This window comes from Stenotrophomonas thermophila, assembly GCF_001499715.1.
Taxonomy (GTDB): Bacteria; Pseudomonadota; Gammaproteobacteria; order Xanthomonadales; family Xanthomonadaceae; genus Stenotrophomonas; species Stenotrophomonas hibiscicola.
On sequence record NZ_CVIW01000023.1, the window covers coordinates 171,104 to 197,624 of the forward strand.

Consider the following 26,521-nt stretch of genomic DNA (forward strand, 5'->3'; position numbering starts at 1 on the left):
GTGATGGCGCATGTTGGTCAGCGGCGGGCACTGGGTCAAGCGGGACGAGCACCTATGTGAATGCGTGAGTTCCCACTGACCTGTCGTAAACAGCTCTTTGCGACTGATGAGGCATCAGATGTAAGAGCGCCTCAGCCCACACCGACGTAATAGCCTTAAGTGGGTTTAGACGGCTCCACCCATGCGGCGAACTTTCAGGCTCTGGCTTGAGCATCGATTCGATCGACGCCCGGCGGCATTTCACTCCAGTATCAGAGTTGTCCTGGTGCGCGCGTACAATCGAATGCCACTCCATTGATGGACAGGTGCAAGCAGTGCCAACTGCCACCAACGACGCTTTGATCAAGAGCCAACTTCTGGACGAGCTGTTGCGGGCTTCGCAAATGCTCACTTCAGAAGAGGTTGCGGTATTTGACCGCACGGTTCAGGCGCTATCAGGTCTGGAGTTTTCCGGTCGGGAGCTAGGAGTTCTCTTCTCGATGTTCGCCGATGACACTCCGCATCATGACGTCATGTGGGGCCTTCTTCATCTTGTCGAGGCAAGTGACGGCGACAGCATGGTTTCCGCGCTTGTCCAATCAGCTCCGTACATGCTTCGCGTGGCACCAGAATGGTTGGAGACTTTCATCTGCAGATTGCTTAATAGTGATCTACACAGAAATGTGTTGATTGCTTACTTGAAGAGCATGGCTTCGACGGAGGGCGCAGCAGAAGTCGTCTCCTTGATCGAAGCGCTGAGGGATGATGCGTCGGACAGTATTCGAGCAAAGGCATCGGTGGTCGCCTCGGCACTGATGTAGCGGAGTGAGCGTCGACCAAGGTCGGCATCTACCAGAACGGCCCCGCACCAGGGGGGGGAGCGGACGGCTGCCGGCGGCACGGGCAATGCATGGGCGGTGCCGGCCAGCGGCCGGCACTACCCAAACCTTGATCAGCCGAGAATTCCCGGCAGATCCAGCCCCTTTTCCTTCGCGCATTCAATCGCGATCTCATAGCCCGCGTCGGCATGGCGCATCACGCCGGTGGCCGGGTCGTTCCACAGCACGCGGCCAATCCGCTTGGCCGCTGCCTCGGTGCCGTCGCAGACGATCACCATGCCGGCGTGCTGCGAGAAGCCCATGCCGACGCCACCACCGTGATGCAGCGACACCCAGGTCGCGCCGCTGGCGGTGTTGAGCAGGGCGTTCAGCAGCGGCCAGTCGGACACCGCATCGGAACCGTCGGCCATCGCTTCGGTTTCGCGGTTCGGCGAGGCGACGCTGCCGCTGTCCAGATGGTCACGACCGATCACCACCGGTGCCTTCAGTTCGCCGTTGGCCACCATCTCGTTGAACGCCAGGCCGAGTCGATCGCGATCACCCAGGCCGACCCAGCAGATGCGAGCCGGCAGGCCCTGGAACTTGATCTTCTCGGCGGCCATGTCCAGCCAGCGGTGCAGGTGCGGGTTGTCCGGAATCAGTTCCTTCACCTTTGCATCGGTCTTGGCGATGTCTTCCGGATCACCGCTCAGTGCCGCCCAGCGGAACGGGCCGATGCCGCGGCAGAACAGTGGGCGGATATAGGCCGGCACGAACCCCGGGAAATCGAAGGCATTGGCCACGCCTTCTTCCAGTGCCATCTGCCGCAGGTTGTTGCCGTAGTCCACGGTCGGCACGCCCAGCGCGTGGAAGCCGAGCATGGCGCGGATGTGGTTGGCCATCGATGCACGCGCAGCCTTCTCCACTTCCTTCGGTGCACTCACACGCTTCTCGTCCCACTGCTCGACCGTCCAGCCCTGTGGCAGGTAGCCGTTCACCGGGTCATGCGCAGAGGTCTGGTCGGTCAGCAGGTCCGGCTTCACGCCACGCTCGAGCAGTTCGGCCAGCACGTCGGCCACATTGCCGAGCAGGCCCACCGACTTCGGCGTGCCGGCCTTGCACGACTCGTCGATCAGGCGCAGCGCTTCGTCCAGATTATCGGTCCAGGTGTCGAGGTAGCCGGTGCGCAGGCGCATGTCGATGCTGCTCTTGCGGCACTCGACGGCCAGGCAGGAGGCGCCGGCCATCACCGTGGCCAGCGGCTGTGCGCCACCCATGCCGCCGAGGCCGCCGGTGAACAGCCACTTGCCGGTCAGGTCGCCACCGAAATGCTGGCGCCCCATTTCCACGAAGGTCTCGTAGGTGCCCTGCACGATGCCCTGTGCACCGATGTAGATCCAGCTGCCGGCGGTCATCTGGCCGTACATGGCCAGGCCCTTCTTGTCCAGCTCGTTGAAGTGGTCCCAGTTGGCCCAGCGCGGCACAAGGTTGGAATTGGCGATCAGCACGCGCGGTGCATCGGCGTGGGTGCGGAACACGCCTACCGGCTTGCCCGACTGCACCAGCAGGGTCTGGTCGTCGTCCAGGCGCTTGAGTGTCTCGACGATGGCATCGAAGCTCTCCCAGTCGCGCGCGGCGCGGCCGATGCCGCCGTACACCACCAGTTCCTGCGGGCGCTCGGCCACGTCCGGGTGCAGGTTGTTCATCAGCATGCGCAGCGGCGCTTCGGTCAGCCAGCTTTTGGCGTTGAGCGTGGTGCCGGTCGGCGCGGCAATGGTGCGGGACGGGTCGTTGCGGGTCATGCGGCGCTCCGGTTCGTAGCGAATTCAAGGCAGGCGTTGAGCACCTGCGCCAGGGTGTGGCGCAGTGGTGCGGCGTGGTCGGGGTCGAGCGGGGTGGGCCAGCTGTGTTCGTCCACCTGGTCCGGCAGGGGCTCGTGCATGTAGCCACGGCAGGCAAGTTCCATCTGCAGGCTGTGCACGCCGCCGGCGATGTTGCTGTAGTGGCGGGTGATCCAGCCGCCCTTGAAGCGGCCGTTGCGCACCTGGCTCATGCCACTGATCTTCAGCAGGTTCTCCACCACGTCGCTCAAGGCGTTGTCGCAGGAGGTGTCCGGTGCGCCGGACGGACCGGCAGTCCCCAGGTTGAACTGCGGCAGTTCGCCCTCGAACAGGTGCGGGATATGCGAGCGGATCGAGTGCGCGTCGTACACCACCACGGTGCCGTGGCGTGCGCGCAGGCGCGTGATCTGCGCCGCCAGCGCATCGTGGTAAGGCAGGAAATACGTGTCGCGGCGACGGGCGATTTCCGCTTCACCCGGTTCGCGCCCGGCGTGGTACAGCGGCTGGTTGTCGAAGGTGGTCAGCGGGCACAGGCCGGTGGTGTTCTGCCCCGGGTACAGCGAGACGCCGCTGGGATCGCGGTTGAGGTCGATCACCGAACGAGAGATCGCCGAGCGCACCGTGGTCGCGCCCATGCCGCGCACGAAGTCGTACAGCTCGTGCACCCACCAGTCGGCATCGCGGCGGGCCAGCCACGGCGAGTGGTAGTCGCCGATCAGGTCGTGCGGCAGCTCGCTGCCGGTATGCGGGAAGCTGACGATGAGGGGGGCGTCGCCTTCGTGCACCGTCAGCCATTCGGGACGGGTATTCATGCGTGGGGTTCCACGGTTGGCAGCAGGTCGGTCAGGCCCTGCGCCAGCGCGCCACTGCGCACCAGATTCGTGGCGGTCACCATGTCCGGATGGAAGTAGCGGTCTTCTTCCAGCGTCGGCACCTGCGCGCGCAGCGTGGCGCGCACGTTTTCCAGCGCGGCGCTGGAGCGCAGCGGCGCATGGAAATCACAGCCCTGCGCGGCGGCCAGCAGCTCGATGCCGATCACGTTGGCGGCGTTCTCGGCCATCTGCATCAGCCGGCGTGCGCCATGCGCGGCCATCGACACATGGTCTTCCTGGTTGGCCGAGGTCGGGATCGAGTCAACGCTGGCGGGGTAGGCGCGCTGCTTGTTTTCCGAGACCAGCGCCGCAGCGGTCACCTGCGGAATCATGAAGCCGGAATTCAGGCCCGGGCGCGGGGTCAGGAACGCCGGCAGGCCGGACAGCGCCGGGTCCACCAGCATCGCCAGGCGGCGCTCGCTGATCGAACCGATCTCGCACACCGCCATCGCCAGCATGTCGGCGGCGAAGGCCACCGGCTCGGCGTGGAAGTTGCCACCGGACAGCGCTTCGCCGGTATCGGTGAACACCAGCGGATTGTCGGACACGCCGTTGGCTTCGATTTCCAGCGTGGTCGCGGCCTGGCGCAGGATATCCAGCGCCGCGCCCATCACCTGCGGCTGGCAGCGCAGGCAGTACGGGTCCTGCACGCGCACGTCGTTGTCGCGGTGCGATTCGCGGATGCCTGAGCCCTGCATCAGCGTGCGGAGCGTGGCGGCGGTGGCGATCTGCCCGCGCTGGCCACGGATGGCATGGATGCGCGGATCGAACGGCGTGTCCGAACCCTTGGCCGCTTCCACCGACAACGCGCCGGTGACCAGTGCCGCCTGGAACACGGTTTCGATTTCGAACAGGCCGGCCAGCGCATAGGCGGTGGAGAACTGGGTGCCGTTGAGCAGGGCCAGACCTTCCTTTGCGCCCAGATCGATCGGCTGCAGGCCGGCCCGCGCCAGTGCGTCGGTTGCGGGCAGGCGTTCGTCACCGATGTAGGCTTCGCCCACGCCCAGCATCACGCCGGCCAGGTGCGAAAGCGGTGCCAGATCGCCGGAAGCACCCACCGAGCCTTGTGCCGGCACCACGGGCAATACGCCCTTGATCAGCATCGCTTCGAGCAGCAGCAGGGTTTCCTCGCGAATGCCCGATGCGCCTTGCGCCAGGCTGACCAGCTTCAGCGCCATCATCAACCGCACCACGCTGGCCGGCATCGGTTCGCCCACGCCAGCAGCGTGCGAGAGCACGATATTGCGCTGCAGGGTGGCCAGGTCTTCGCGCTCGATGCGCACGCTGGCCAGCTTGCCGAAGCCGGTGTTGATGCCATACACCGGTGCGCCTTTGGCGACGATGGCAGCCACCGCCGCAGCGCTGGCGCGCACCACCGGCAGCGCGGCCGGGTCCAGTGCAAGCGGCGCACCGCGATAGACCTGCCGCCACTGGGCGAGAGTGACATGGCCGGGGCGAAGAACCAGGGTGTTGCTCATGTGTTGCTCCAGGAGGCAGGCAGGTCGGGCTGTCCGCGCACCACGCGCGCGTGCAGCGGGTTGAATCCAATGCGATAGACCAGGTCGGCGGGGGCATCGATGTCCCAGATCGCCAGGTCGCAGTCCAGGCCCACGGCGAGGCGGCCGATGCGGTCGCTGCGCCCGAGCGCGCGCGCCGCTTCACGGGTGAAGCCGGCGATGCACTCGTCCACGGTCAGGCGGAACAGGGTGGCGCCCATGTTCATCGCCAGCAGCGGGCTGGTCAGCGGCGAAGTGCCCGGGTTGCTGTCGGTGGCCAGCGCCAGCGGCACGCCGGCCGCACGCAGCGCGGCGATCGGCGGGAGGGTGGTATCGCGGGTGAAATAGAAAGCACCGGGCAGCAGCACGGCGACGGTACCGGCAGCGGCCATCGCGGCAATGCCGATATCGTCCAGATGTTCGATATGGTCGGCCGACAGTGCACCGAAGCTGGCGGCCAGTTCAGCACCATGCTGGTTGCTCAGCTGCTCGGCATGGATCTTCACCGCCAGCCCGTTGGCGCGCGCCGCTTCGAAGACCTGCCGCGCCTGCGCCGGCGAGAACGCGATGTTCTCGCAGAATACGTCCACCGCTTCGGCCAGGCCTTCGGCGGCGATGGCCGGAATCATCACGTTGCACACCTCGTCGATGTACTCCTGTGCTTCGCGGCCCGGCGGAATCGCGTGTGCGCCAAGGAAGGTGGTCACCACATTGACCCGGCATTCCTCGCCCAGCGCACGCGCTACCTGCAGCTGCTTGCGTTCGTCGGGCAGGGTCAGGCCGTAGCCGGACTTGATCTCGATCGTGGTCACGCCTTCGGCACGCATCGCCAGCAGGCGTGGCCGGCTTTCGCGGGCCAGCTGTTCCGGCGTCGCGGCACGGGTGGCGCGCACGGTGGAAACGATGCCGCCGCCGGCACGGGCGATCTCGGCATAGCTGACGCCCTGCAGGCGCTGCTCGAACTCGTTGGCGCGGTTGCCGGCGTAGACCAGGTGGGTATGGCAGTCGACCAGGCCGGGCGAAATCCAGCGGCCTTCGCCGTCGATGCGGGTGGTTGGCTGCAGGTGAGCGTCGCTGCCGGCCGGGCCAACGTGGACGATGCGGCCGTCGGCGCTGGCCAGTACGCCATCGCGGATGACACCCAAGCCCTTGCCGTCGAGGGTGATCAGGTGGACGTTGGACCAGAGGGTATCGACGTGCATGGCATCCACAACGCGGCTGTGCTTATATGTCTATACAATATAGGCGTCCATTTCGGGTTGTCCAGCCATGTCCGATTCGCGTTCCCCGCACAGTTTCCATGCTGCCCACGCCCTGCTGGCCGAGGGATGGGCCCGCGATGTCCGCCTGCAGGTGCAGGACGGCCGCATCACCGCGATCCACACGGGGCAGGGCGCCCAGCACGGCGACACCCGCGTCGGCATCCTCGTGCCGGGCCTGCCCAACCTGCACAGCCACGCCTTCCAGCGCGGCATGGCCGGCCTGACCGAGATCGGCGGCGGTGACGGTGACAGCTTCTGGAGCTGGCGCGAGCTGATGTACCGCTTCCTGGCCCACCTGCGGCCGGACGCGGTGCAGGCCATCGCCGCCCAGGCCTACATGGAAATGCTCGAAAGCGGCTTTACCCGCGTCGGTGAATTCCACTACCTGCACCACGACGCCGATGGTCGCGCCTATGCCAACCGCGCCGAGATGAGTGCACGGATCGCGGCGGCAGCCGAGCAGACCGGCATCGGCCTGACCCTGCTGCCGGTGTTCTATGCGCATGCCGATTTCGGCGGGGCGGCGCCGAATCCAGCGCAGCGGCGCCTGATCCACGACGTGGAGGGTTTCGCGCAGCTGCTGGAGGCCGCCAAGCCGGCATTGGCCGTGCTGCCCGACGCGGTGCTCGGCATCGCACCGCACAGCCTGCGTGCGGTCACCGGCGAGGAACTGAGTGCGTTGCTGCCGCTGACCGACGGCCCGGTGCACATCCATATCGCCGAGCAGGTGCGCGAAGTGGAGGCCTGCCTGGCCTGGAGCGGCCAGCGCCCGGTGCAGTGGCTGTACAACCATGCGCCGGTGGATGCGCGCTGGTGCCTGGTGCATGCCACCCACATCACCGATGACGAGCGCGCGGCCATTGTGGCCAGCCAGGCCGTGGCCGGCCTGTGCCCGATCACCGAGGCCAACCTGGGCGACGGCCTGTTCCCGATGCAGGCATTCGCGCGCGAGGGCGGACGCTTCGGCGTCGGCTCCGATTCCAATGTGCTGATCGATGCGGCCGAAGAACTGCGCCTGCTTGAATACGGCCAGCGGCTGACCCAGCGCGGTCGCAACGTGCTGGCGCCGGATGCCACCCGCAGCACCGGTCGCTTCCTGTTCGAAGGCGCACTGCACGGTGGTGCACAGGCGCTGGGCGTGCCCGCTGGCCTGCAGGTGGGCGCCAGTGCCGACCTGGTCGAACTGGATGCCGGGCACCCCGCGCTGCAGGCGCGACAGGATGACGCATGGCTTGACAGCTGGGTGTTCGCCGCACGTAATGGCGCGCTGCGATCGGTCTGGCGCCATGGCCGCCAATGCGTGGCCGGGGGCCGCCACCTGCAGCGCGAGGCGATCACCACCGCCTTCGCCGCCGCCCTGCGCGGCGTGCTGGGCTGATCGCCTCCCGCTATCGAGACCCCATTACGTGAAGGCCAGCAAGTCCGCCACGCTCAACCAGCGTATCCGCAGCGATCTGGAAAGCCGCATCCTCAGTGGAGAGTGGGCGCCGGGCTTCCGGATTCCATACGAGCACGAGCTGATGGAGCAGTACGGCTGCTCGCGGATGACCGTGAACAAGGTGCTGACCGCGCTGGCCGAGAGCGGTATGATCGAGCGCCGCCGTCGCGCCGGTTCATTCGTGGCGCGGCAGCCGCCGCACCTGGAACAGGTGGCGCTGGAGATTCCCGATATCGCGATGGAGGTCGGCTCGCGCGGCCATCAGTACGCCTATCGCCTGCTGCAGCGCGATCTGCGGCTGGCCGATGCCGGCAATGCTGGTGAAGTCGAGCTGGCTGGGCAGGAGAACCTGCTGGCAATGCGCTGCCTGCACCTGGCCGATGGCCGTCCGCTGGCGCTGGAGCACCGCCTGATCAGCCCGGTGGGGGTGCCCGAGGTGCTGGAGGTCGATTTCAGTACCACCGCGCCGGGCAGCTGGCTGCTGCAGAACGTGTCGTGGACCCGCGCCCAGCACCGCATCAGTGCCTGGGGGGCAGATACCGCCACCGCCAGGCTGCTGGACGTGAAGCCCGGTACCGCCTGCCTGGTGATCGAACGCCTGACCTGGCGTGGCGAACAGCCGATCACCCGCGTGCGCCAGGTGTTCCTGGGGGATGCCTGGGACCTGGTCGCGCGCTTCGCGCCGGGCGCGCGATAGGGATTCCATCCACGCGTGGCGTGGATCCAACAAGGGGTCGCCCATCGGGGTTCAGTAAATCCACGCCACGCGTGGATGCGGCCCCATCAATACGTGGCGCATTGGCGCCAGCGCACCGGCTCATCCACGCCGGGGCGGGCGTTGAGTTGGATGCGCACGTTGCGCAGGGCGGGGTAGTGCAGCACTTCCTCGCAGACCTGCGGCCACACCGCGTCCAGCTCGCCCGTGCGGTTGATCGCCAGCGTCTGCCGGGTCAGCCAGACCCCGCTGGCGATACCGGGCTTGCCGGCCAAGGCGCGGGACAGATCGGCCTGGAAACGCTCCAGCGTGGCGGCATCCGGGTTGGGGTTGCTGCGCGCGTCGGCTGAGGGCGTGGCCGGTGCAGGCGCAGCGGCCGGCGGCGTGGTGGCGGGGGCCGGCGCCGGTTCGGGCGCCGCTTCAACCGCAGGCGCAACCGGCGCGGGGGTGTCCGCCACCTCGGCAACAGGTGGGGTGTCCTGCACATGCAAGCCTTGCAGGCTCAATCCCACCAGCAGGCCCAGCGTGACCGCGCCGAGCGCGGCAATGGCGATCCGGCGCAGGGCTTCATGGCGGGCGCTGGCGCGCACACGGGTTTCGATTTCTGCCGGCAGGTAGGGCTGCAGCAACGGCCACAGGCGCGGACCGTCCAGTACTTCTACCGCCTGCTTCTCGGCAGCGCTGCGCCCGTCGCGTTCCATCCGGCCTTCGGTCAGCAGCACGCCGCCCTTGGCGCCGGCCAGGCGCGCAGCAGCCCCCAGCTCGTTCACTGCGGCGGTGCCGATACGGTAGGCAAGGCCATGCTTGCAGGACACCAGCCACTGGTTGGGGCCGTCGCTGAGCAGGAAGTCGCTGCTCGGCTCGCGGGATTCCTCCGCCGGGTCATTCAGTTCACGCAGGCCGCGCTGTTCGCGCAGCATGCGCTTGACCAGTACCGAGAACTCGCGCCAGTGCATGCCGGCCAGGGCTTGCAGGCCGAGTTGCATCTCCTTCTGCCGCCGCTTGATCCACCACAGATAGACAACAGCCAGGGAACAGGTAAGCAGGGCCGACAGCAGGGCCAGGATCCAGGGGAGCATGCAGGAGTAGGGCGGAAGGGGCGAAAGCGGAGAACGACAGTGTAAAGGTCGCGGTACCTGGCCGGGTCAGGAGGTTCCTGACAGGAAGCGTGATGGAACGCGCAGTTCGGAATGCAGCAGGCACGAAAAACCCGCCAATCCTGAAGCCGTGAGGGGAGGGAACAAACGGCAGCCGAAGCGATTGGCGGGTTGCTCGCGATTGTCAATCAAAGTTTATTGCATTGCAACAATGAGCCGGTCAGGGCAGGCCGCCTGGCGACTGATGGCTGCCCGGAGCAGGGGCGTCGGTGCCGGACGCGGCGCGGTTTTCCAGCTTGGCCAGGCGCGCGTGCAGGGCATCGATGCGGGCTTCGAGCGCCGTCACTTCGTCGGCGGTGGGTACATGCAACCGCTTGAGCACGCCCTGCACCTGGTCATCAAAGGCCTTCTCGACCTTGTGCCAGGTGCCCGAGGCCTTCTCGCGGGCTTCGTCCAGCGAGCTCTCGACGTTATCACGCCAGCCCGGGCCCTGTTCGCTGCTGCGCTCACGGCGGCGGGCTTCCCAGGCTTCGCCTTCCTTCACCAGACCGTCAAAGAAGCGGCTGCCTTCGGCCTGTGCACGGCCGAGAGCGCCAAGACCGGCCAGCCACACCTGCTGCGCCGAGTCACTCAGCTTGCGCGAAAAGCGCTCGGCCTGGTCACCGAAAGAGGCGTCGTCGTTGCGGCGGTCGTCGTTCTCGTAGTGGTTCATCGCAGTTCCCGTGGGAGTTGGGCCTGCCCCGAGAGTAGCGCGCCGTGGCGTTGCACGGCCGTGATGGCCGCGGCCGGGGTTCAGCCCAGCTTTTCCTTCAGAACGCGCTGTATCTCGCCTTCGACCATGCCCTTCATCGCCGACAGCAGGAAGCCCAGCTTGGCCGTCACGCGCACGGCGCCTGGCTGCAGTTCGATCGCGCCGTCCACGCCGCTGCCGGAGAAGTTCAGTACATCGGCGGTCCAGGACGACTTCAGGCCGAAGCGCTCGGACAGCTTGGCGGCGACCTGCTCGATCGCGGCGCGTGCCTGTGCGTCGGGCAAGGCGTGGGCGTGGCGGACATCGATGGTGGACATGCAGGCTCCTGGCGCAGGGCGGGGATGATCAATGAGGGCGAGCATTGTGCGCATGGAGGGCCTCCGCGCCAAGCACTCATCCTGGGTTCTTCTTCGTTGGCGACCAACCTGCTAGGCTGCGCCGCGTGCAGAACCTGCTTGTTCACTTCAGCCAACAACAACAGCCCGACCAGCCGCTGCGGCCCGGGGTGCAACGCATCGTGCGCCAGGCCAACGGCAGTGTGCGGCTCGGCGATGCCGGCCATGGTGCCCTGTTGCTGGCGCAGTTCTGCCTGGATGATCGCGGCCTGTGGCTGCAGGTCGGCAACGGGATCCGCGGCATTCATGTGAACGGTCGACCGGTGCGGCGCATGGCGCTGCTGCGTGCGGGCGATGCGGTGTATGTGGACGGCGTGGAGATGGTCCTGCAAGGTGAAGTCGAGAGCCTGCTGCAGGCGCCTGCGCCGAAGAACGAGGAAGGCAGCGACGAGCAGCAGCGGCTCTTGCGCGGAGTTGGCGGCCTGCACCACGGCCGCAGCTTCACCCTGTCGAGGGCCCGCCTGATCGGCCGCGGCGGCGACGCTGACATCGCTATTGACGATCCGGCCTTCGCCGAACGACACGCCCGCGTGGAAGTGCATGGTGATCGCGTGCTGCTGCGCGATCTGGGCAGTGCCGACGGCACCTGCGTCAATGGCGTGGCCGTGCGCCATTGCTGGCTGCAGGCCGGCGACCAGGTGGTGTTCGATGGCCAGCACCGGTTTGTGCTGGAAGTGCCGCATGACCCCCGTCGGCGCCCGCTGCCGGGTGAAGACGAGTCCGGCCAGGACGCCGAGCAGGCGCCGGTGCTGCCGGCGGTACCGCGCAAGGTCCGGCGCTGGCCGTGGCTGCTGGCCAGTGCGCTGCTGCTGGCCGCGCTGCTCAGCCTGCTGCTCTGGTTCGGCGCGCGCTGACGGCAGTGCCGGCCGCTGGCCGGCAACCGCCGCCCCTGAATCCGTGAGGTGGCCGGCCAGCGGCCGGCACTACCCGGTCGCGTTGCCGATGGATTCCAATGAAACCAAATTTCCCTTGCGCCACAAGGCCGCAAGGCTGATGCGCTGCGGCATACTAGGGGTCTTGCCCCACAGGTGTGACATGACGCGCGCGTTCAACTTCAGTGCCGGCCCTGCGACCTTGCCGGAATCGGTCCTGCGCCAGGCGCAGGCGGAAATGCTGGACTGGCACGGGTCCGGCGCTTCGATCGTGGAAATGAGCCATCGCGGCGCGGAGTTCATGTCGGTGGCCGCCGAGGCCGAGGCCGACCTGCGGCGCCTGCTCGACATCCCCGACGACTATGCGGTGCTGTTCCTGTCCGGTGGTGCCACCACCCAGCAGGCGCTGATCCCGCTCAATTTCGCCGCCCCGGGCCAGCGTGCCGACTACGTGGTCAGTGGCCACTGGGGCAAGACCGCGGTCAAGCAGGCCGGTGTCTACGTCGACGTCAACATCGCCGCCAGCAGCGAGGCCAACGGCTACCGCACGCTGCCGCCGCGCGCCGGTTGGCGGCTCTCGCCGGATGCCGCCTATGTGCACGTCACCGCCAACGAGACCATCCACGGCGTCGAGTTCCGTGATGTGCCCGATACCGGCAACGTTCCGCTGATCGCCGACTTCAGCTCGTCCATCGCCAGCGAGCCGCTGGACGTGCGCCGCTACGGCGTGATCTATGCCGGCGCGCAGAAGAACCTGGGCCCGGTCGGCATCGCGGTGATGATCATCCGCCGCGACCTGCTGGAGCGCAGTGGCCAGCCGCGCGCGGACATCTTCGATTACCGTTCGCATGTCGCCCGCGATTCGATGCTCAACACCCCGCCGACCTGGAACTGGTACCTGGCCGGCCTGGTGTTCAAGTGGATGCTGGCCGAGGGCGGCGTGGCCGAGTTCGCCAGGCGCAATGCCGCCAAGGCCGCGCTGGTGTACAGAGCCATCGACGACTCCGGCGGCTTCTACCGCAACGAGGTCGCGCATGCGGCACGCTCGCGGATGAACATCCCGTTCTTCCTGCCCGATGCCGAACTCGACGCCCGTTTCGTCGCCGACGCCAAGGCCGCTGGCTTGCTGGCGCTGAAGGGCCACAAGGTCGTCGGTGGCATCCGTGCCTCGCTGTACAACGCCATGCCGCTGGCCGGGGCCGAGGCGCTGGTCGCCTTCATGGCCGATTTCCAGCAGCGTCACGGCTGAGCAATGAACGGCGCGCACCGTCGGGTGCGCGCCCCGCAACAAGGAATTCCGATGGCAAGCAGCAAATCCAGCAAGAAGGCGCCGAAGAAGGCCGAACCGGCCAAGGACAGCGCGCCCGCCAAGGCGAAGGGCAAGGCCAAGGCCGCCTCGAACCCGGCACCCACCCTGGCGCCGCTGGCGCTGGCCGATGTGCGCTCGAAGATCGACCAGATCGACCGCGACATCCAGAGCCTGATCGCCGAGCGCGCGCGCTTCGCCCATCAGGTCGGCAAGGCCAAGGGCAAGCTCGCCGCCGCCGTCGACTACTACCGCCCCGAGCGCGAAGCGCAGGTGCTGCGCATGGTGGTGGACCGCAATGAAGGCCCGCTCAGCGATGAGCTGCTGGTGCACGTCTACCGCGAGATCATGTCGGCCTGCCTGGCCCAGCAGGAGCCGCTGAAGATCGGTTACCTCGGCCCGGAGGGTACTTTCAGCCAGCAGGCCGTGCTCAAGCACTTCGGTCGCTCCGCGCTGGGCCTGCCGATGGCCAGCATCGAAGAAGTGTTCCAGGAAGTGGAAGCGGGCAACGCCGATTTCGGCGTGGTGCCGGTGGAGAACTCGGGGCAGGGCACCATCCAGATCACCCTGGACATGTTCCTGACCTCCAACCTGAAGATCTGTGGCGAAGTGGAACTGCGCGTGCAGCAGTTCCTGATGTCGCGCAGCGGCCGCATCGAGGACATCGAGCGCATCTACGCACATCCGCAGTCGTTCATGCAGACCTCGGCCTGGCTGCGCGCCAACCTGCCGAAGGCCGAGAAGATTCCGGTATCCAGCAACGCCGAAGGTGCACGCCGTGCGCGCAACGCCGACGACGCGGCGGCCATCGGCGGCGAGAGTGCCGGCCACGTGTACTGCCTGAAGAAGGTGGTCACCAAGCCGATCCAGAACGATGCCGACAACACCACCCGCTTCCTGGTGGTGGGCCGCAACATCTTCCCGACCTCCGGCCACGACCGCACCTCGGTGCTGGTGTTTATCCATGACAAGCCCGGTGCGCTGTTCGACGTGCTCAGCCCGTTCGCCCGCCACGGCATCAGCATGAACCGCATCGAGTCGCGGCCGTCGCACCATGGCAAGTGGGAGTACGGCTTCTTCATCGACCTGGCCGGCCACATCGACGACGCGCCGATGCAGGCGGCGCTGGCCGAACTTGAAGCGCACTCGGCGCAGATCAAGGTGCTGGGCTCCTATCCTGTGGCCGTGCCCTGAGTGCTGCTGCGGTGGTCCTGGCCGCACCCCCTGATGCATCGCCGGCGGGCTGCCGGCGTTTACGGAATGATCGAACGATGAGCAACGCGCAACACTGGATCGCCCGCAAGGGCCAGCCCCTGCAGGGCAGCCTGACCATTCCCGGCGACAAGTCGGTCTCGCATCGCTCGGTGATGTTCGCCGCGCTGGCCGATGGCACCTCGCATATCGAGGGCTTCCTGGAAGGCGAGGACACCCGCGCGACCGCGCGCATCTTCAGCCAGCTGGGGGTGCGCATCGAAACGCCCAGCCCGTCGCAGCGCATCGTGCACGGCGTCGGCATCGACGGCCTGAAAGCGCCGGATGCACCGCTGGACTGCGGCAACGCCGGTACCGGCATGCGCCTGCTGGCCGGCCTGCTGGCAGGCCAGGCATTCGACTGCACGCTGATCGGCGATGAGTCGCTGTCGGGCCGACCGATGCGCCGCGTCACTGGCCCGCTGTCGCAGATGGGCGCGAAGATCGACACCCAGGATGACGGCACGCCGCCGTTGCATGTGCATGGCGGCCAGTCGCTGCACGGCATCGACTTCGCCTCGCCGGTGGCCAGCGCGCAGATCAAGTCGGCGGTGTTGCTGGCAGGCCTGTACGCACAGGGCGAAACTAGCGTTGTCGAGCCGCACCCGACCCGCGACTACACCGAACGCATGCTGTCCGCCTTCGGCGTGGACATCGAATTCTCGCCTGGCAAGGCCCGCCTGCGTGGCGGCCAGCGCCTGCGCGCCACGGACATCGTGGTGCCGGCCGATTTCTCCTCGGCCGCGTTCTACCTGGTCGCCGCCAGCATCATTCCCGGCTCCGAGCTGCGCCTGAAGCAGGTCGGCCTGAACCCGCGCCGCACCGGCCTGCTGCACGCGCTGCGCCTGATGGGGGCGGACATCACCGAAGAGAATCCTGCCGAGCAGGGCGGTGAACCGGTGGCAGACCTGGTGGTGCGCTACGCCCCGCTGAAGGGGGCACGCATTCCGGAGGAATTGGTGCCGGACATGATTGACGAGTTCCCGGCGCTGTTCGTGGCGGCTGCAGCCGCCGAAGGCCGGACCGTGGTCAGTGGCGCCGCCGAGCTGCGGGTGAAGGAATCCGATCGCCTTGCGGCGATGGCCACCGGCCTGCGCGCGCTGGGCATGCAGGTGGACGAGACCGAGGATGGGGCCACCCTGCACGGCGGTGTGCGCCTGGGCAGCGGCACCATCGAAAGCCACGGTGACCACCGCATCGCCATGGCATTCGCCATTGCCGGCCAGATCAGCGATGGCGAAGTGCGGATCAACGATATCGCCAACGTCGCCACGTCCTTCCCGGACTTCGATGGTCTGGCCCGCAGCGCCGGGTTCAACCTGGCCTGATCGGCATCGCGACCACCGGGCCATGCCCGGCGGATCGCATTGCCCGGCAGGTGCCAACTTCGTTGGCACGCTCACATCTCCCGGTAGGTGCCAACCTTGGTTGGCACGCTTTCCGCATAAAAGGACGGAGGCCGAAGCCTCCGTCTAAACATCACGAACCCCTCGTCCGCGATCAACGCTGCTCGGTACGGAAATCCACCGGGACCCGCACCACGCTGGCTACTGCGCGGCCATCCTGCACCGCGGGTTGGAACTTCCAGTTCTGCACGGTGCTGAGCACCGCACGATCCAGATCACGACTGCGCTCGCCGCTGCGCGAGACGATCGCAGCGTTGGCGACATTGCCGCGGGTATCCACATTCAGGCTGGCGATCACGCTGCCCTGCACGCCGCTACGCAGCGCGGCGGCGGGGTAGGTGGGCATGCGATTGCTGGCCAGCGGGCGGGCCTCACGGTTGCGCACTACCGGCGCGGCCTTCCGCGAAGCGGTAGCCGGGGTTGCCGGACGCGCAGCAGGCGCCGCTGCATCCGTCACCGCGGGCTGCTCAGGGGCCGGCAGCATGCGCTCACCGACCGGCGCCGGTGCCACGTCTTCCTGGTTCGAATGACGCAGCCAGAGCAGGGCGCCGGCAAACATCGCCACGATCAGCGCGATCCACATCCAAGGCGACGTGGGCTTGTGCTGCGCGCCTGAATCCTGCGGCAGCTGCGGCGAATGAAGGTCTTCGTGGGTGGTGGCGGTCATCGCAAACTCCTTCCGTCAATGGACGACGTGGGCAGTGTTGCCCGAGCCACGGACGGGAAGTGTCAGCGTTGCGTCAACGCCACCGGCAGGGTTCAGTTTGCCTGCCGGGAAGTGTTCAGTTACTGCGTCTTGAAGTCGAACGGCACTTCAATGCTGCCGGGTACGGCCTGGCCGTTGCTCTGCGCCGGAGTGAAGCGCCAGCGGCGCACAGCGTCGGTGGCGGCACGGTCGAGCTCGCGTGAACCGCTGCGCTGGATCACCGTGGCGTTGTTCGGATAGCCGGTGGCGTCCACGTCCACGCGTACCACCACCGTACCGGTTTCACCGGCGCGCAGGGCGGCGGCGGGATAGGACGGCGGCGGCGACTGGCCGGCAATCGGCATCGGCTGGCTGTTGCCGGTGGTCGCCGGCGCAGGGCCCGGTGCAGCCGGGGTCGCTTCAGCCAAGGGCGCGGGCGGCGGCGGGGCCGTTTCCACCAGCTTCGGCGCTTCTTCCTCCACCGGTGCCGGCTTGGCATCGGGCATGTCGCTGGAACCGGCCGCAGCGGCCAACGGTTCCGGCAGGGGCTCGATCTCGGCGGTTTCCTGCGGGGTCTGGGCAGCCGGATCGGCGCGGAAGAACTCCTTGTCGCGGCCGGTCAGCCAGACCAGCACGAACAGCAGTACGCCCACGCCGAAGGCGATGCCGGCGATCTTCAGGGCGTTGCGCGGGATATGCACAGTGAACGACTTGGCGGACGACGAGCGGGGTGCAGACATGGACCGGACCAGTACGGAATGGCTCGATTCTGCCACGGCGGGAATGAACCGGGCGGCAGAAATCCGTATAACAAGCGATAATCCCATCCCTGATACCCACCACGACACCTGCCATGCTTGATCCAGCCCTGCTCCGCCACCAGCCCGCCGACCTCGCCGAACGCCTGCGCACCAGCCGCGGCTTCGAGCTCGACGTGTCTGCCCTGGAGTCCCTGGAGGCTGATCGCAAGCGCATCCAGGTGCGGACCCAGGAACTGCAGAGCCTGCGCAACAGCCGTTCCAAGGCCATCGGCCAGGCCAAGGCCAAGGGCGAGGACGTTTCGGCCATCATGGCCGAGGTTGCTGCCTTCGCCGACGAGTTGAAGGCCTCGGAAGTGGCGCTGGACGAACTGCGCGAGAAGATCGAAGCGATCTCGATGGGCATCCCGAACCTGCCGGCTGATGACGTGCCGGCCGGTGCCGATGAGAGCGACAACGTCGAGCAGGCGCGCTGGGGTACCCCGCGCCAGTTCGACTTCAAGGTGCTCGACCACGTCGAACTGGGCGCCCGCAATGGCTGGCTGGACGGCGAGACCGCGGCCAAGCTGTCCGGTTCGCGCTTCACCGTGCTGCGCGGCCCGATCGCGCGCCTGCACCGTGCGCTGGCCCAGTTCATGGTCGACCTGCATACCGGCGAGCACGGTTATGAGGAAACCAACGTGCCGCTGCTGGTCAACGCCGATTCGCTGCGCGGCACCAGCCAGCTGCCGAAGTTCGAGGACGACCTGTTCAAGACCGCCGTGGGCGATTCCACGCGCTACCTGATCCCGACCTCGGAAGTGCCGCTGACCAACATCGTGCGCGACGAGATCGTCGATGCCGAGCGCCTGCCTTTGCGCATGACCGCCCACTCGATGTGCTTCCGTGCCGAGGCCGGCAGCGGCGGGCGCGACGTGCGCGGCATGATCCGCCAGCACCAGTTCGAGAAGGTCGAGCTGGTCTCGATCTGTCGCCCGGAAGAGAGCGATGCCGAACACCAGCGCATGACCCGCTGCGCTGAAGTGGTGCTGGAAAAGCTGGGCCTGCCGTACCGCAAGGTGCTGCTGTGCACCGGCGACATGGGCTTCTCGGCCATCAAGACCTACGACCTGGAAGTCTGGCTGCCGTCGCAGGAAACCTACCGCGAGATTTCCTCGTGCTCGAACTGTGGTGATTTCCAGGCCCGCCGCATGCAGGCGCGCTGGCGCAACCCGGCCACCGGCAAGCCGGAGCTGGCGCACACGCTGAACGGCTCGGGCGTGGCCGTTGGCCGCGCGATGATCGCGGTGATGGAGAACTACCAGAATGCCGACGGCAGCATCACCGTGCCGGAGGCCTTGCGCCCGTACATGGGTGGCCTGGAAACCATTGGCTGACAGCCAGCGCTTCGCGCTGCCGCCCGAGCATAGGCTCGGGCGCTACCGAGTTTGTGCTGCCCTCAGCTTCTCCAGCGGCACCCATCCCGGTTCGCCGTTCTCCGGCACGCACCACGCCCAGCCATTGAGCGTGCGCATTCCTCGCAGCAGCTGCCCCGGATCCACATCCAGCTCCCGCGCGCAGTAATCCTCCGTGGCATAGGCGTCACCCTGCGCATTGCGACCGATCACCGGCGCCGGCACGAAACCGGGCTGCTGCCCCTTGGCCTCGCACAGGAACCAGTCTTCCCAGCCCTCCGGGCCTTCATAACGTTCGCCCACCACCAGCGCCTGGCCACGGCGCAGGGTGATCGGGTGCGGAAATTCGCTGCGGTGCGCAGCCGTCACGATGTAGTTCATGACCCCAGCCTAACCCCCTGTAGAACCCCGCGCATAGCGCTGCATCCATGCATGGCGTAGATCTACCGCGCGTGCATCAGTAGATCCACGCCATGCGTGGATAGCGCAGGCCCTCAGGCCAGGCACCACAAAAAAGCGGCCCCGCTGTGCGGGGCCGCCAGGGTGGGCCGGAATGGGGGAGGGGATCCCGGCCCGCGTTCAGCGCCCAGACGAGGAGAGAGGGGCGCCGAACGCTGGGACGCGTTATGCGGCGACGGGTTCGGCCGCTTCGTGCGACGGCAGCGCCGCCAGCGCACCGGCAATGGCGTCTTCACGGTGCTGCGGCGAATAGGCGATGCCTTCGGCGCGCACGAATTCGATCTCGTTGATGCCCATGAAGGCGAACACCTGGCGCAGGAACGGCTCCTGGAAGTCGGCCGGCGAGTCGGTGTAGATGCCGCCGCGGCTGCTGGCGATGATCACCCGCTTGCCACCGGCCAGGCCCACCGGGCCGTTCTCGGTGTACTTGAAGGTGCGGCCGGCCACGGCCACGCGATCGATCCAGGCCTTCAGGGTGGACGGGATGCTGAAGTTGTACATCGGCGCGCCGATCACAACGATGTCGGCCTCCAGGAACTGCTGCATCACCTGTTCAGCATCGGTCGCTTCAGCGGCGTCGGTCTTGGCCAGCGAACTGCTGCGCAGGTGCGGTACCGGATTGGCGTCAAGATCGCGATAATCGACCTGCAGGCCGTCGATCTGGCTGGTGAAGCGGGCGACCACGGCGGCCGACAGCTGGCGCGAGACGGAATTGTCGCCAAGCACGCTGGCGTCGAGATGCAGAAGCTTCATGGCAGTCACCTGTGTTCTAGAAGAAGGGGGGCGGGATGGCCCCGCCGACGGAGAGAACGATAGGTTGTTGCAAAGGCGGAATAAAGGTGGTTGAATGCCACGTATTGTTCTAGATATGGAACTAGGGTATGCATGACCTGAATGACCTGTACTACTTCGCGATGGTGGTCGACCACGGCGGATTCGCCGCCGCCGAGCGCGCACTGGGTATTCCCAAGTCGCGCCTGAGCCGCCGCATCAGCCAGCTGGAAACCGACCTGGGCGTACGCCTGCTGCAGCGCTCCACGCGCCGTTTCGCGGTCACCGATGTCGGCACCAGTGTGCATCGCCATGCGCAGACGATGCTGGCCGAGGCCCAGGCCGCCCGCGAAGTGGTGGACCGCCTCAGCGCGGAGCCGCGCGGCGTGGTGCGCGCCAGCGTGCCGGTGTCACTGGCGCAGATGCAGCTTCCCAAGCTGCTGCCCAAGTTCCTTGAGCAGTACCCGAAGGTGCGGCTGCAGCTGAACATCAGCAACCGCCGCGTGGACATCATCAACGAAGGCTACGACGTGGCCCTGCGCGTGCGTTCGCGCCTGGACGACGACGGCAGCCTGGTGATGCGCAGCTTCGGCCAGGTGCAGGAACTGCTGGTGGCCAGCCCCAAGTACCTGGACCGCGCCGGTCGCCCCAAGGACCCGGAAGAGCTGACCCAGCACGTCACCCTCAGCATCAGCGAAGACGAAGCCCGCCAGCGCTGGGAACTGCATGGCCCGGAAGGCGAAGTGCGCCGGGTCGACCTGCAGCCGCGCGTGGCCGGCTTCGACTTCCCGCTGCTGCAGAGCATGGTGAAGGACGGTTTCGGCATCACCATGCTGCCGGAAACCGTGTGCGCCGACGCCGTGCGCAATGGCGAGCTGGAAGTGGTGCTGCCGGACTGGTCACTGCCGCAGGGCGTGTGCCACGCCGTGTTCGCCTCGCGCCGCGGCCTGTTGCCGGCGGTGCGCGTGTTCATCGACTTCCTGGCCGAGCACCTGCCGCCGCAGCTGGAGGCTTCGCGCCTGGATTGCGGTGGCGCCTGTGAAAAGGCCAAGGAGCGGATCAAGGCCAGTGCACTGGGCGCGCTGGCGGTGGATGCGGGCTGAGGCACCTACCCGCAACTGCACCGCCAATCCGTGAAACGGTAGCGCCGGGCCATGCCCGGCGTTGCTGTTTTCCGGCCCCGGTCAGTTCCGGTGGAACAGCCGGTCCCAGAAGCTGCGGCGTTGCGGTGCGGCCGGTGGCGGTTCGGCCGCAACGACGGGTGCTTCCAGAACCGCCATCAACTCCGCGCTGCGCGGCTTCTTCAGGAACCGCGCGTAGTCCAGATAGCCGGTCACCTTGCTCATGTGCAGGCGCTCGGGCATCGTCGGTAGCTCGCCACCCTGTAGCAGCACCCGCAATGCCTGCGGGCGGTCCAGGCGGATTGCCTCGTACAGAGCGGTGCCGCCACAGCCTGGTTCGATCTGGTTGGCGCGCTGCGGCGCGTCCTTCAACAGGTCGCGCAGTGCGTTCGCATCATCGCGTTCCACCGCCGCTACAAGCCGTGCCAGCGCTTCAGCCTCTTCGGGTGGAAGGCTGTCGCGATAGGCCTGGTCGGCGATCTCGCGCTCGTCGCGCCCGTCTCCGCCCTGGATGCACAGGAAATCGGTGACCAGAGCGACTGGAATGCCGGACGTATCCAGCGCCCAGTAGCTGGGGTAAACGCCGTCGCCCCAGCCGCTGGTGAATACGACCAGGCCATGCGGTGAGTCCTCGCCCCAGGGGCGGTATTGGGTGCCTTCGTCCAGGCCATCATGGTCGATCAGCGCATCCGACCACTCGCCGCCTTCGTCGCCATCGGCTCGTTCGATCAGGGCCAGCAGTGCCTGCTGGGTGTCGGTGTCCATGAAGCAGCCGGTGCCGGCGTCGACCGGGTAGCCGATGAAGCTGTCCTCATCCAGTCCGGTCAGGTCCTGCGTGGTCCAGCGCGCCATCTGCCAGTGCAGGGCAGACGCAGTGAGGGCTTCGCGGGGCTTGAACCAGACCACGGCCAGCGCCGGCCGGCCGCTGTGCACGATGATCTCGACCGGATGCCGACCCACCGGAGCGGTGTAGTCGGCCAGCGCCGGTGCCTCGGCCTGGACCAGCGGATCGCAGACCACCAGATGCCCGCTGCTGACCGGCAGGTGTCCAGCGAAAGCGCGGTGCAGGGCCACTGCGGCCAGCTGGGTGTCGTCCAGCAGGGTGGTGCGCAGGTTGGCCAGGTCGAGGTGGGCCATGGGGGCTCCGAGTGCAGTGGAGGCCCCACCGTGCCGGATGCGAAGGGCAGGGGCAAGGTGGTCTTGGGCAAATGGCCTTCACGTGCGAGAATACGCCGCTGCCCGGGCGACCGGGACCCGATTGGAGAGATGGCCGAGCGGTTTAAGGCACCGGTCTTGAAAACCGGCGAAGGGTCAAACCTTCCGTGGGTTCGAATCCCACTCTCTCCGCCATGATTCCACAAGGCCCCTGGCGACAGGGGCCTTCTTGTTTTCTCAAGCTTCTCTACCCGCGACGCCCATCCTTCGGCTTGTTGTGGCACAACGGATAGCTGGAGCACGACCGGAACGCCCCATGCGGCCCATTGCGGTCCACGAACACGCCCACCCTGCACGCTGGGCAGCGCTCTTCCGAAATGGCCGCACCTGAAATCGCGGTTACTTCCACTGCTCCGTCCTTTACCAGCTCATCCAGGAATGGCGAGTGCTTGCCCTGCAGGGTGAACATCGCAACCGACCGCCGCGCACGCGTGAGCGCGACATAGAACAACCGTCGTTCTTCGCTCAATGGGTAGGTATCGCCGTCCGGCATCGCCAGCGAAAGCACCGGGTCATCCGCACGCAGGCTCGGGAAGCTGCGGTTGATCATGCCCGGCAGGATCACGTAGTCCGCCTCGCGCCCCTTCGATCGATGTGCGGTCAGGAACTCGACGTCCATCGTGCTGCCAAAGGCCGTCTTCCAATCCGAAGGCATCGCACCGCGATCCGCGCGATACCGCCCCAGAACAAAGACCGTCACGCGTCCATTGCGGCCCTGCGCCACCGCGCCTGACAACAGTTGCTGGTGCAGCTTCGAAAGGTACTGGCGAACGCCATCCTGCACCTCCTCACGCCGGTTCATCTGGAACGCCTGCAGCACCGGGCGGACTGCCGGCGCAGCAGAGCGGACCTTCTTGGCCATCTGCGCGGGGTTGCGGCTGATGAAGCGGCTGGAAACATCACACAGTGCCTGCGGGCAGCGGAACGTCTGCTCCAGTTTCAGCACCTGGCCATGCCCCATCCACTCGCGGAAACCGGTCATCACCGAAACGTCGGCGCCAGCGAAGCGATTGATCGACTGCCAGTCATCGCCCACCGCAAACAGATAGCGGCCCGGTTGGCTGACCAGCGCACGGCAGAGGCGCGCACGGGCGCGCGAAGCGTCCTGGAATTCGTCGGCCATCACCAGTTCGTAGGGTGATTCATAGTGGCCCTGTTCCAGCAGCCCGGCGGCCATGTTGAGCATGTCTTCGAAATCAATGCTGCGCTCGTCAGCCAGTGCATCGTCCCAGGCCTGGAAAACCGGCCCGGCGATCTCCAGGAAGCGCCGGTAGCGTTCCTTGAACTGATCCTCAGGCATCTGCCGCAGGCGCGCTGCCATATCCTCCAGCGTCAGGCAGTTGCTCTTGGCGTGCGCAATGAAGGTCCGCATCAAGCCGATCAGGTCGGCATCGGGCATCGGCCTGGCACCCTGGTCAGTCAGCTCGCGATCCGGGTTCGGGTCGAGTTCGACACCAGACGCACCCAGCCGCTCGGTCAGATCCTGCAGGGCCTGTCCACTGCGCAGGCCAAATGACGTCGTCTCGACCAGGGCGGAGCCGCGCGCCACATGCTGCTGGCGCTTCCAGTGCATCCCTTCGCTGTAATCGGCAAAGTGCGGCGGCGGCTGGCCATGGGCATCCAGCGCGAAGTGCTCGTGATACAGCCGGGCGTCCGGGTAGTAGAAGTCCGGACGATACTGGCGGTGGGTGTCTGTCGCGGTATCGAACTCGTAGCGCCGCTCGTAGTCATACGCCACGCCGTTGTAGAACAGCCAGTCGGCGATCACGCACTCTTCCAGGCTCTTTACCCGCTCGCCCTGCAGTGTGCGGATGTAGGGCGTGCCATCGCGGTCGTAGCCATCGGCCTCCATTTCCGCGCCGAATGGCGGCAGGTCGCGCCCGAATACCAGGCGGAACATGTCCCACTGGGTGCGGAAGTGGGTCGAGCGATCCTTCAGGTCGTCCACCAGGTCGGCCAGCTTGTTGAAGCCCAGCGCCGCGTCGACCGCCCATTCCGGGATATCCGGCTTGCGCCCCGTGGCCTTGGCGATGATGGACAGGCCCAGGGCGTGAAAGGTCCGGGCCTCCACTACGGTGTCGCCCATGCCGAGCCGGCTGAAGCATCGCTGTGCGCGCTCCTGCAGCTCCTGGGCGGCATCCTTGTTGAAGGCGAGCATCAGGATCCGTTCGGGTTCGACAAAGCCGCGATCAATGGCATACGCGGCCTTGGCGACCATCGTGGAGGTCTTCCCGGAGCCGGCCGCGGCCACGACCTGCACGCGGTTGTCGAAGCAGATGACGGCGCGAGCCTGCTCCTCGGTCAGCGGCCTGCTCTCGACCCGGTCCAGGATGGGCTTGGCCAGACCCAGTTCGCGGGTCGCCATTGCCTCATTGGCGTCCGCCCACACGGCGGGCCAATCCAGCTGCCAGTCGTGCAGTGCGTCCAGCGCGATGCGGTGGCCGGGCGCGTGCAGGTCGTCATGCACCTCCTCGTCGAGGAACAGCTGCTCCAGCTTGGCGGGCGGCAGGGGCAGGGCGGGGCGGTCGGCCAGCAACGCCTGCTGCTGTTCGTACGTGATCCAGCGGCGTCCGGTAGTACCTCGGTCGGCAAGCGCATCTGCCTCGGCCAGCCACGCCTGGATCTGCGCCAGAACGTGCTCAAACAGTGCCTTGCGCCCCCGCCTGGAGCGCGCGAAAAGCACGTGCTGCACGGCAGCGGCAAGCCGGGAGCCCTGGCTGTTGGGCAGCCCATCCACGGACAGTGCTTCACCGCGCTCGGTCGTCAGTTCGACCCTGGACCAGAGCACGCCGCGAACGACCCGCACGCTGTGTTCGTTCGCTACATGCTGGCGGTACTGCCTGCCGTCGATCAAAAGCGCGACCTGTTCGCCATCCAGCCGCAACTGCCAGTCCGGCGAGCGGGTCACACGCTGGCCCCAGCCCGAGGGGCGCCATTCCATAGACATCCAGATACTGCCTTGCGTACGTCACCGGGCGTAAAGCGCCCTTGCCGACCCATGATAAGGCGGCTTGGCATGGCACGCTGCGTTTCCGGTCACTCGCGCACGCGAGCCAGCGATGGCATTGCACCCTCGCCAGCGCGACAGGCGTCAGGCGTTCACATCCACGACGATGCGGCCGCGCACCTTGCCGGGGATGATCTGCTCATAGACATCCAGCACCTCTGCCAGGCCGATCTGCTGCACGGTGCTTTCCAGCTTCCGCGGATCCAGGTCGGTTGCGAGCCGATCCCAGGCGCGCTGGCGAACCTCTTGTGGCGCATTCACCGAATCGATGCCGGCAAGGGTCACATTGCGCAGGATGAAGGGCAGCACCGAGCCGCGCAGCGCATCGCTCTGGGCCAGGCCACAGGCGGCCACGGCACCGCGGTACTTCGTTTCGGCGATGGCATTGACCAGCGTCGTGCCGCCGGCCACATCCACCACGCCGGCCCAGCGCTCGGCACTCACCGGCCGCTCGCGCGGTTCGGAAAGCTGCGCACGATCGATGATCTCGGCCGCACCCAGGTTGTGCAGATAGTCGGCGTGCTCCGGTCGCCCGGTGGCGGCCACCACGCGGTAGCCCAGCTTCGAGAGGATCGCCACCGCGATCGAGCCGACGCCGCCGTTGGCGCCGGTGACCAGCACATCGCCCTGTGCAGGCGCCACCCCGGCATGTTCCAGGGCCAGCACGCACAGCATCGCGGTGTAGCCAGCGGTGCCGATGGCCATGGCGTCGCGGGTTGTCAGGTTGTCGGGAATCCGGTTGAGCCACTCGCCCCGCACGCGCGCGCGCTGGGCCAGGCCGCCGTGGTGGCCCATGCTCAGGTCCCAGCCATTGAGCACGACGCGATCGCCGGGCTTGAAGTTGGCCCTGCTGGATTCCAGCACTACGCCTGCCAGATCGATGCCTGGAATGAGCGGGAACGTCCGGATGACCGGACTCTTGCCGGTGAGCGCCAGCGCATCCTTGTAGTTGAGCGTGGAGTACTCGACCTGTACCAGGACGTCGCCGTCCATCAGGTTGGCCTCGTCGAAATCGACCAGTTCGGTCGAAAGCTGGTTGTTCGTCTTGCGGGTCAGCAGTGCTTTGAACGTCATGGATGGCCTCACATTCATGGGATGGGGCCATGCTAGGCTCGCGCCTCTATCGCAACAAGAACGACGATTTTCCGTAGGTACTATGGTTTTCCGGAGTATGCATGCGTAGCAAACGGTGGGACGGCAAGAGTGGTTGCGCGGTGGAAGTCACGCTGTCGGTCATCGGTGGCGTGTGGAAGCCGATCATTCTGTTTCACCTGATGACCGGCAAGCGGCGTTTCATGGAGCTGACGCGGCGGGTGCCCAATGCCACCCAGTCCATGCTCACCAGTCAGCTGCGTGAACTGGAAGCAGATGGCGTTGTGATCCGCCACGTGTACCCGGAAGTGCCGCCGAAGGTGGAATACGAGCTGTCCGAGTTCGGCCGCACGCTGGTGCCGGTGCTGCTGGCCATGCGCGAGTGGGGAGAAACCTATCGCGGCCATGGAAGCACGGAAGGCGATTGCCAGGGTTGAAGACACTTCCGGTTCCACTGCGGGGGCGCATTCCGGCCGGATGCGCTCGCGCTTACACGCAATACGGATGGGTTGAATGACAC

The 26,521-nt window shown here is 66.8% G+C and carries 24 protein-coding genes and 1 tRNA gene; 11 read left to right on the forward strand and 14 right to left on the reverse strand.

From position 1 onward, the window contains the following. Positions 1 to 206 precede the first annotated feature (206 nt). Entirely contained in the window at positions 207 to 800 is a 594-nt protein-coding gene (locus BN1263_RS11855; RefSeq protein WP_144435349.1) for an Imm30 family immunity protein, read from the forward strand. A gap of 131 nt (positions 801 to 931) precedes the next feature. On the opposite strand, the gene hutU is transcribed toward BN1263_RS11855, so the two are convergent. From hutU to hutI, 4 genes are read right to left on the reverse strand one after another with little or no spacing between them, the layout of a single operon-like run. Further along, a complete protein-coding gene (gene hutU, locus BN1263_RS11860) occupies positions 932 to 2,599 on the reverse strand; it encodes a urocanate hydratase (RefSeq protein WP_058981340.1) in 1,668 nt (555 codons plus the stop codon). Further along, on the reverse strand, positions 2,596 to 3,450 hold the full coding sequence (gene hutG, locus BN1263_RS11865; protein WP_058981342.1) for an N-formylglutamate deformylase: 855 nt from the start codon (positions 3,448 to 3,450) through the stop codon (positions 2,596 to 2,598). The genes hutU and hutG overlap by 4 nt, the downstream gene beginning before the upstream one ends. Continuing rightward, positions 3,447 to 4,988 carry a histidine ammonia-lyase gene (hutH, locus tag BN1263_RS11870; RefSeq protein WP_058981343.1) on the reverse strand — a complete coding sequence of 514 codons (1,542 nt, stop codon included), beginning with the start codon at positions 4,986 to 4,988 and terminating at the stop codon, positions 3,447 to 3,449. The genes hutG and hutH overlap by 4 nt, the downstream gene beginning before the upstream one ends. Next, positions 4,985 to 6,208 (reverse strand): imidazolonepropionase, encoded by a 1,224-nt coding sequence (hutI, locus tag BN1263_RS11875; protein WP_058981438.1) that lies wholly within the window; start codon positions 6,206 to 6,208, stop codon positions 4,985 to 4,987. Before hutI ends, hutH begins: the two co-directional genes overlap by 4 nt. Before the next feature lie 67 nt (positions 6,209 to 6,275). Between hutI and BN1263_RS11880 the strand changes: the two genes are divergently transcribed. Further along, positions 6,276 to 7,646, forward strand: coding sequence for a formimidoylglutamate deiminase (locus BN1263_RS11880; RefSeq protein WP_058981345.1), 1,371 nt, complete (start codon positions 6,276 to 6,278; stop codon positions 7,644 to 7,646). A 28-nt stretch (positions 7,647 to 7,674) separates the two neighbouring features. Continuing rightward, a complete protein-coding gene (hutC, locus tag BN1263_RS11885) occupies positions 7,675 to 8,403 on the forward strand; it encodes a histidine utilization transcriptional repressor HutC (RefSeq protein WP_033835268.1) in 729 nt (242 codons plus the stop codon). A gap of 86 nt (positions 8,404 to 8,489) precedes the next feature. On the opposite strand, the gene BN1263_RS11890 is transcribed toward hutC, so the two are convergent. From BN1263_RS11890 to BN1263_RS11900, 3 genes are all read right to left on the reverse strand, one after another. Further along, a complete protein-coding gene (locus BN1263_RS11890) occupies positions 8,490 to 9,500 on the reverse strand; it encodes a restriction endonuclease (protein WP_021202769.1) in 1,011 nt (336 codons plus the stop codon). 238 nt (positions 9,501 to 9,738) lie between these two features. Continuing rightward, entirely contained in the window at positions 9,739 to 10,230 is a 492-nt protein-coding gene (locus BN1263_RS11895; RefSeq protein WP_058981347.1) for a phasin family protein, read from the reverse strand. Between the two features lie 80 nt (positions 10,231 to 10,310). Then, positions 10,311 to 10,586, reverse strand: coding sequence for a polyhydroxyalkanoic acid system family protein (locus BN1263_RS11900; protein WP_005417302.1), 276 nt, complete (start codon positions 10,584 to 10,586; stop codon positions 10,311 to 10,313). 125 nt (positions 10,587 to 10,711) lie between these two features. Between BN1263_RS11900 and BN1263_RS11905 the strand changes: the two genes are divergently transcribed. From BN1263_RS11905 to aroA, 4 genes are all read left to right on the forward strand, one after another. Further along, positions 10,712 to 11,518: an FHA domain-containing protein gene (locus BN1263_RS11905; RefSeq protein ID WP_058981349.1), complete on the forward strand. Its 807-nt coding sequence runs from the start codon at positions 10,712 to 10,714 to the stop codon at positions 11,516 to 11,518. Between the two features lie 181 nt (positions 11,519 to 11,699). Then, positions 11,700 to 12,785 (forward strand): 3-phosphoserine/phosphohydroxythreonine transaminase, encoded by a 1,086-nt coding sequence (gene serC / locus BN1263_RS11910; RefSeq protein WP_058981351.1) that lies wholly within the window; start codon positions 11,700 to 11,702, stop codon positions 12,783 to 12,785. A gap of 51 nt (positions 12,786 to 12,836) precedes the next feature. Next, positions 12,837 to 14,036: a prephenate dehydratase gene (gene pheA / locus BN1263_RS11915; RefSeq protein WP_058981354.1), complete on the forward strand. Its 1,200-nt coding sequence runs from the start codon at positions 12,837 to 12,839 to the stop codon at positions 14,034 to 14,036. Positions 14,037 to 14,113: 77 nt separating this feature from the next. After that, a complete protein-coding gene (gene aroA, locus BN1263_RS11920; RefSeq protein WP_058981357.1) occupies positions 14,114 to 15,421 on the forward strand; it encodes a 3-phosphoshikimate 1-carboxyvinyltransferase in 1,308 nt (435 codons plus the stop codon). Positions 15,422 to 15,593: 172 nt separating this feature from the next. Here aroA and BN1263_RS11925 read toward each other — a convergent pair whose 3' ends face one another. Both BN1263_RS11925 and BN1263_RS11930 read right to left on the reverse strand, forming a co-directional pair. Further along, the gene (locus tag BN1263_RS11925) at positions 15,594 to 16,166 is read right to left on the reverse strand and encodes an energy transducer TonB (protein ID WP_058981358.1); all 573 of its coding nucleotides are present in this window, start codon (positions 16,164 to 16,166) and stop codon (positions 15,594 to 15,596) included. A gap of 119 nt (positions 16,167 to 16,285) precedes the next feature. Further along, positions 16,286 to 16,924 (reverse strand): energy transducer TonB, encoded by a 639-nt coding sequence (locus BN1263_RS11930; protein ID WP_058981360.1) that lies wholly within the window; start codon positions 16,922 to 16,924, stop codon positions 16,286 to 16,288. A gap of 113 nt (positions 16,925 to 17,037) precedes the next feature. Here BN1263_RS11930 and serS point away from each other — a divergent pair, with 113 nt between their 5' ends. Next, positions 17,038 to 18,318 (forward strand): serine--tRNA ligase, encoded by a 1,281-nt coding sequence (gene serS / locus BN1263_RS11935; RefSeq protein ID WP_058981362.1) that lies wholly within the window; start codon positions 17,038 to 17,040, stop codon positions 18,316 to 18,318. Between the two features lie 42 nt (positions 18,319 to 18,360). Here serS and BN1263_RS11940 read toward each other — a convergent pair whose 3' ends face one another. Further along, positions 18,361 to 18,717: an SH3 domain-containing protein gene (locus BN1263_RS11940; protein ID WP_058981365.1), complete on the reverse strand. Its 357-nt coding sequence runs from the start codon at positions 18,715 to 18,717 to the stop codon at positions 18,361 to 18,363. A gap of 243 nt (positions 18,718 to 18,960) precedes the next feature. Continuing rightward, complete coding sequence (locus tag BN1263_RS11945) at positions 18,961 to 19,548, reverse strand: FMN-dependent NADH-azoreductase (protein ID WP_058981366.1); 588 nt, start codon at positions 19,546 to 19,548, stop codon at positions 18,961 to 18,963. Positions 19,549 to 19,676: 128 nt separating this feature from the next. Here BN1263_RS11945 and BN1263_RS11950 point away from each other — a divergent pair, with 128 nt between their 5' ends. Next, positions 19,677 to 20,669: a LysR family transcriptional regulator gene (locus BN1263_RS11950; RefSeq protein WP_005410175.1), complete on the forward strand. Its 993-nt coding sequence runs from the start codon at positions 19,677 to 19,679 to the stop codon at positions 20,667 to 20,669. Positions 20,670 to 20,750: 81 nt separating this feature from the next. On the opposite strand, the gene BN1263_RS11955 is transcribed toward BN1263_RS11950, so the two are convergent. Next, a complete protein-coding gene (locus tag BN1263_RS11955; protein ID WP_058981368.1) occupies positions 20,751 to 21,824 on the reverse strand; it encodes a DUF4241 domain-containing protein in 1,074 nt (357 codons plus the stop codon). Positions 21,825 to 21,947: 123 nt separating this feature from the next. Between BN1263_RS11955 and BN1263_RS11960 the strand changes: the two genes are divergently transcribed. Further along, positions 21,948 to 22,037 (forward strand) — tRNA-Ser (locus tag BN1263_RS11960). 52 nt (positions 22,038 to 22,089) lie between these two features. Here the strand turns inward: BN1263_RS11960 and BN1263_RS11965 are convergent. Together BN1263_RS11965 and acuI are read right to left on the reverse strand one after the other, a co-directional pair. Further along, positions 22,090 to 24,843 carry a UvrD-helicase domain-containing protein gene (locus tag BN1263_RS11965; protein WP_058981370.1) on the reverse strand — a complete coding sequence of 918 codons (2,754 nt, stop codon included), beginning with the start codon at positions 24,841 to 24,843 and terminating at the stop codon, positions 22,090 to 22,092. Between the two features lie 150 nt (positions 24,844 to 24,993). After that, positions 24,994 to 25,983 (reverse strand): acrylyl-CoA reductase (NADPH), encoded by a 990-nt coding sequence (gene acuI, locus BN1263_RS11970; protein WP_058981372.1) that lies wholly within the window; start codon positions 25,981 to 25,983, stop codon positions 24,994 to 24,996. A gap of 101 nt (positions 25,984 to 26,084) precedes the next feature. On the opposite strand from acuI, the gene BN1263_RS11975 reads away from it, so the two are divergent. Beyond that, positions 26,085 to 26,438, forward strand: coding sequence for a winged helix-turn-helix transcriptional regulator (locus BN1263_RS11975; RefSeq protein WP_019660307.1), 354 nt, complete (start codon positions 26,085 to 26,087; stop codon positions 26,436 to 26,438). Positions 26,439 to 26,521: the final 83 nt, after the last annotated feature.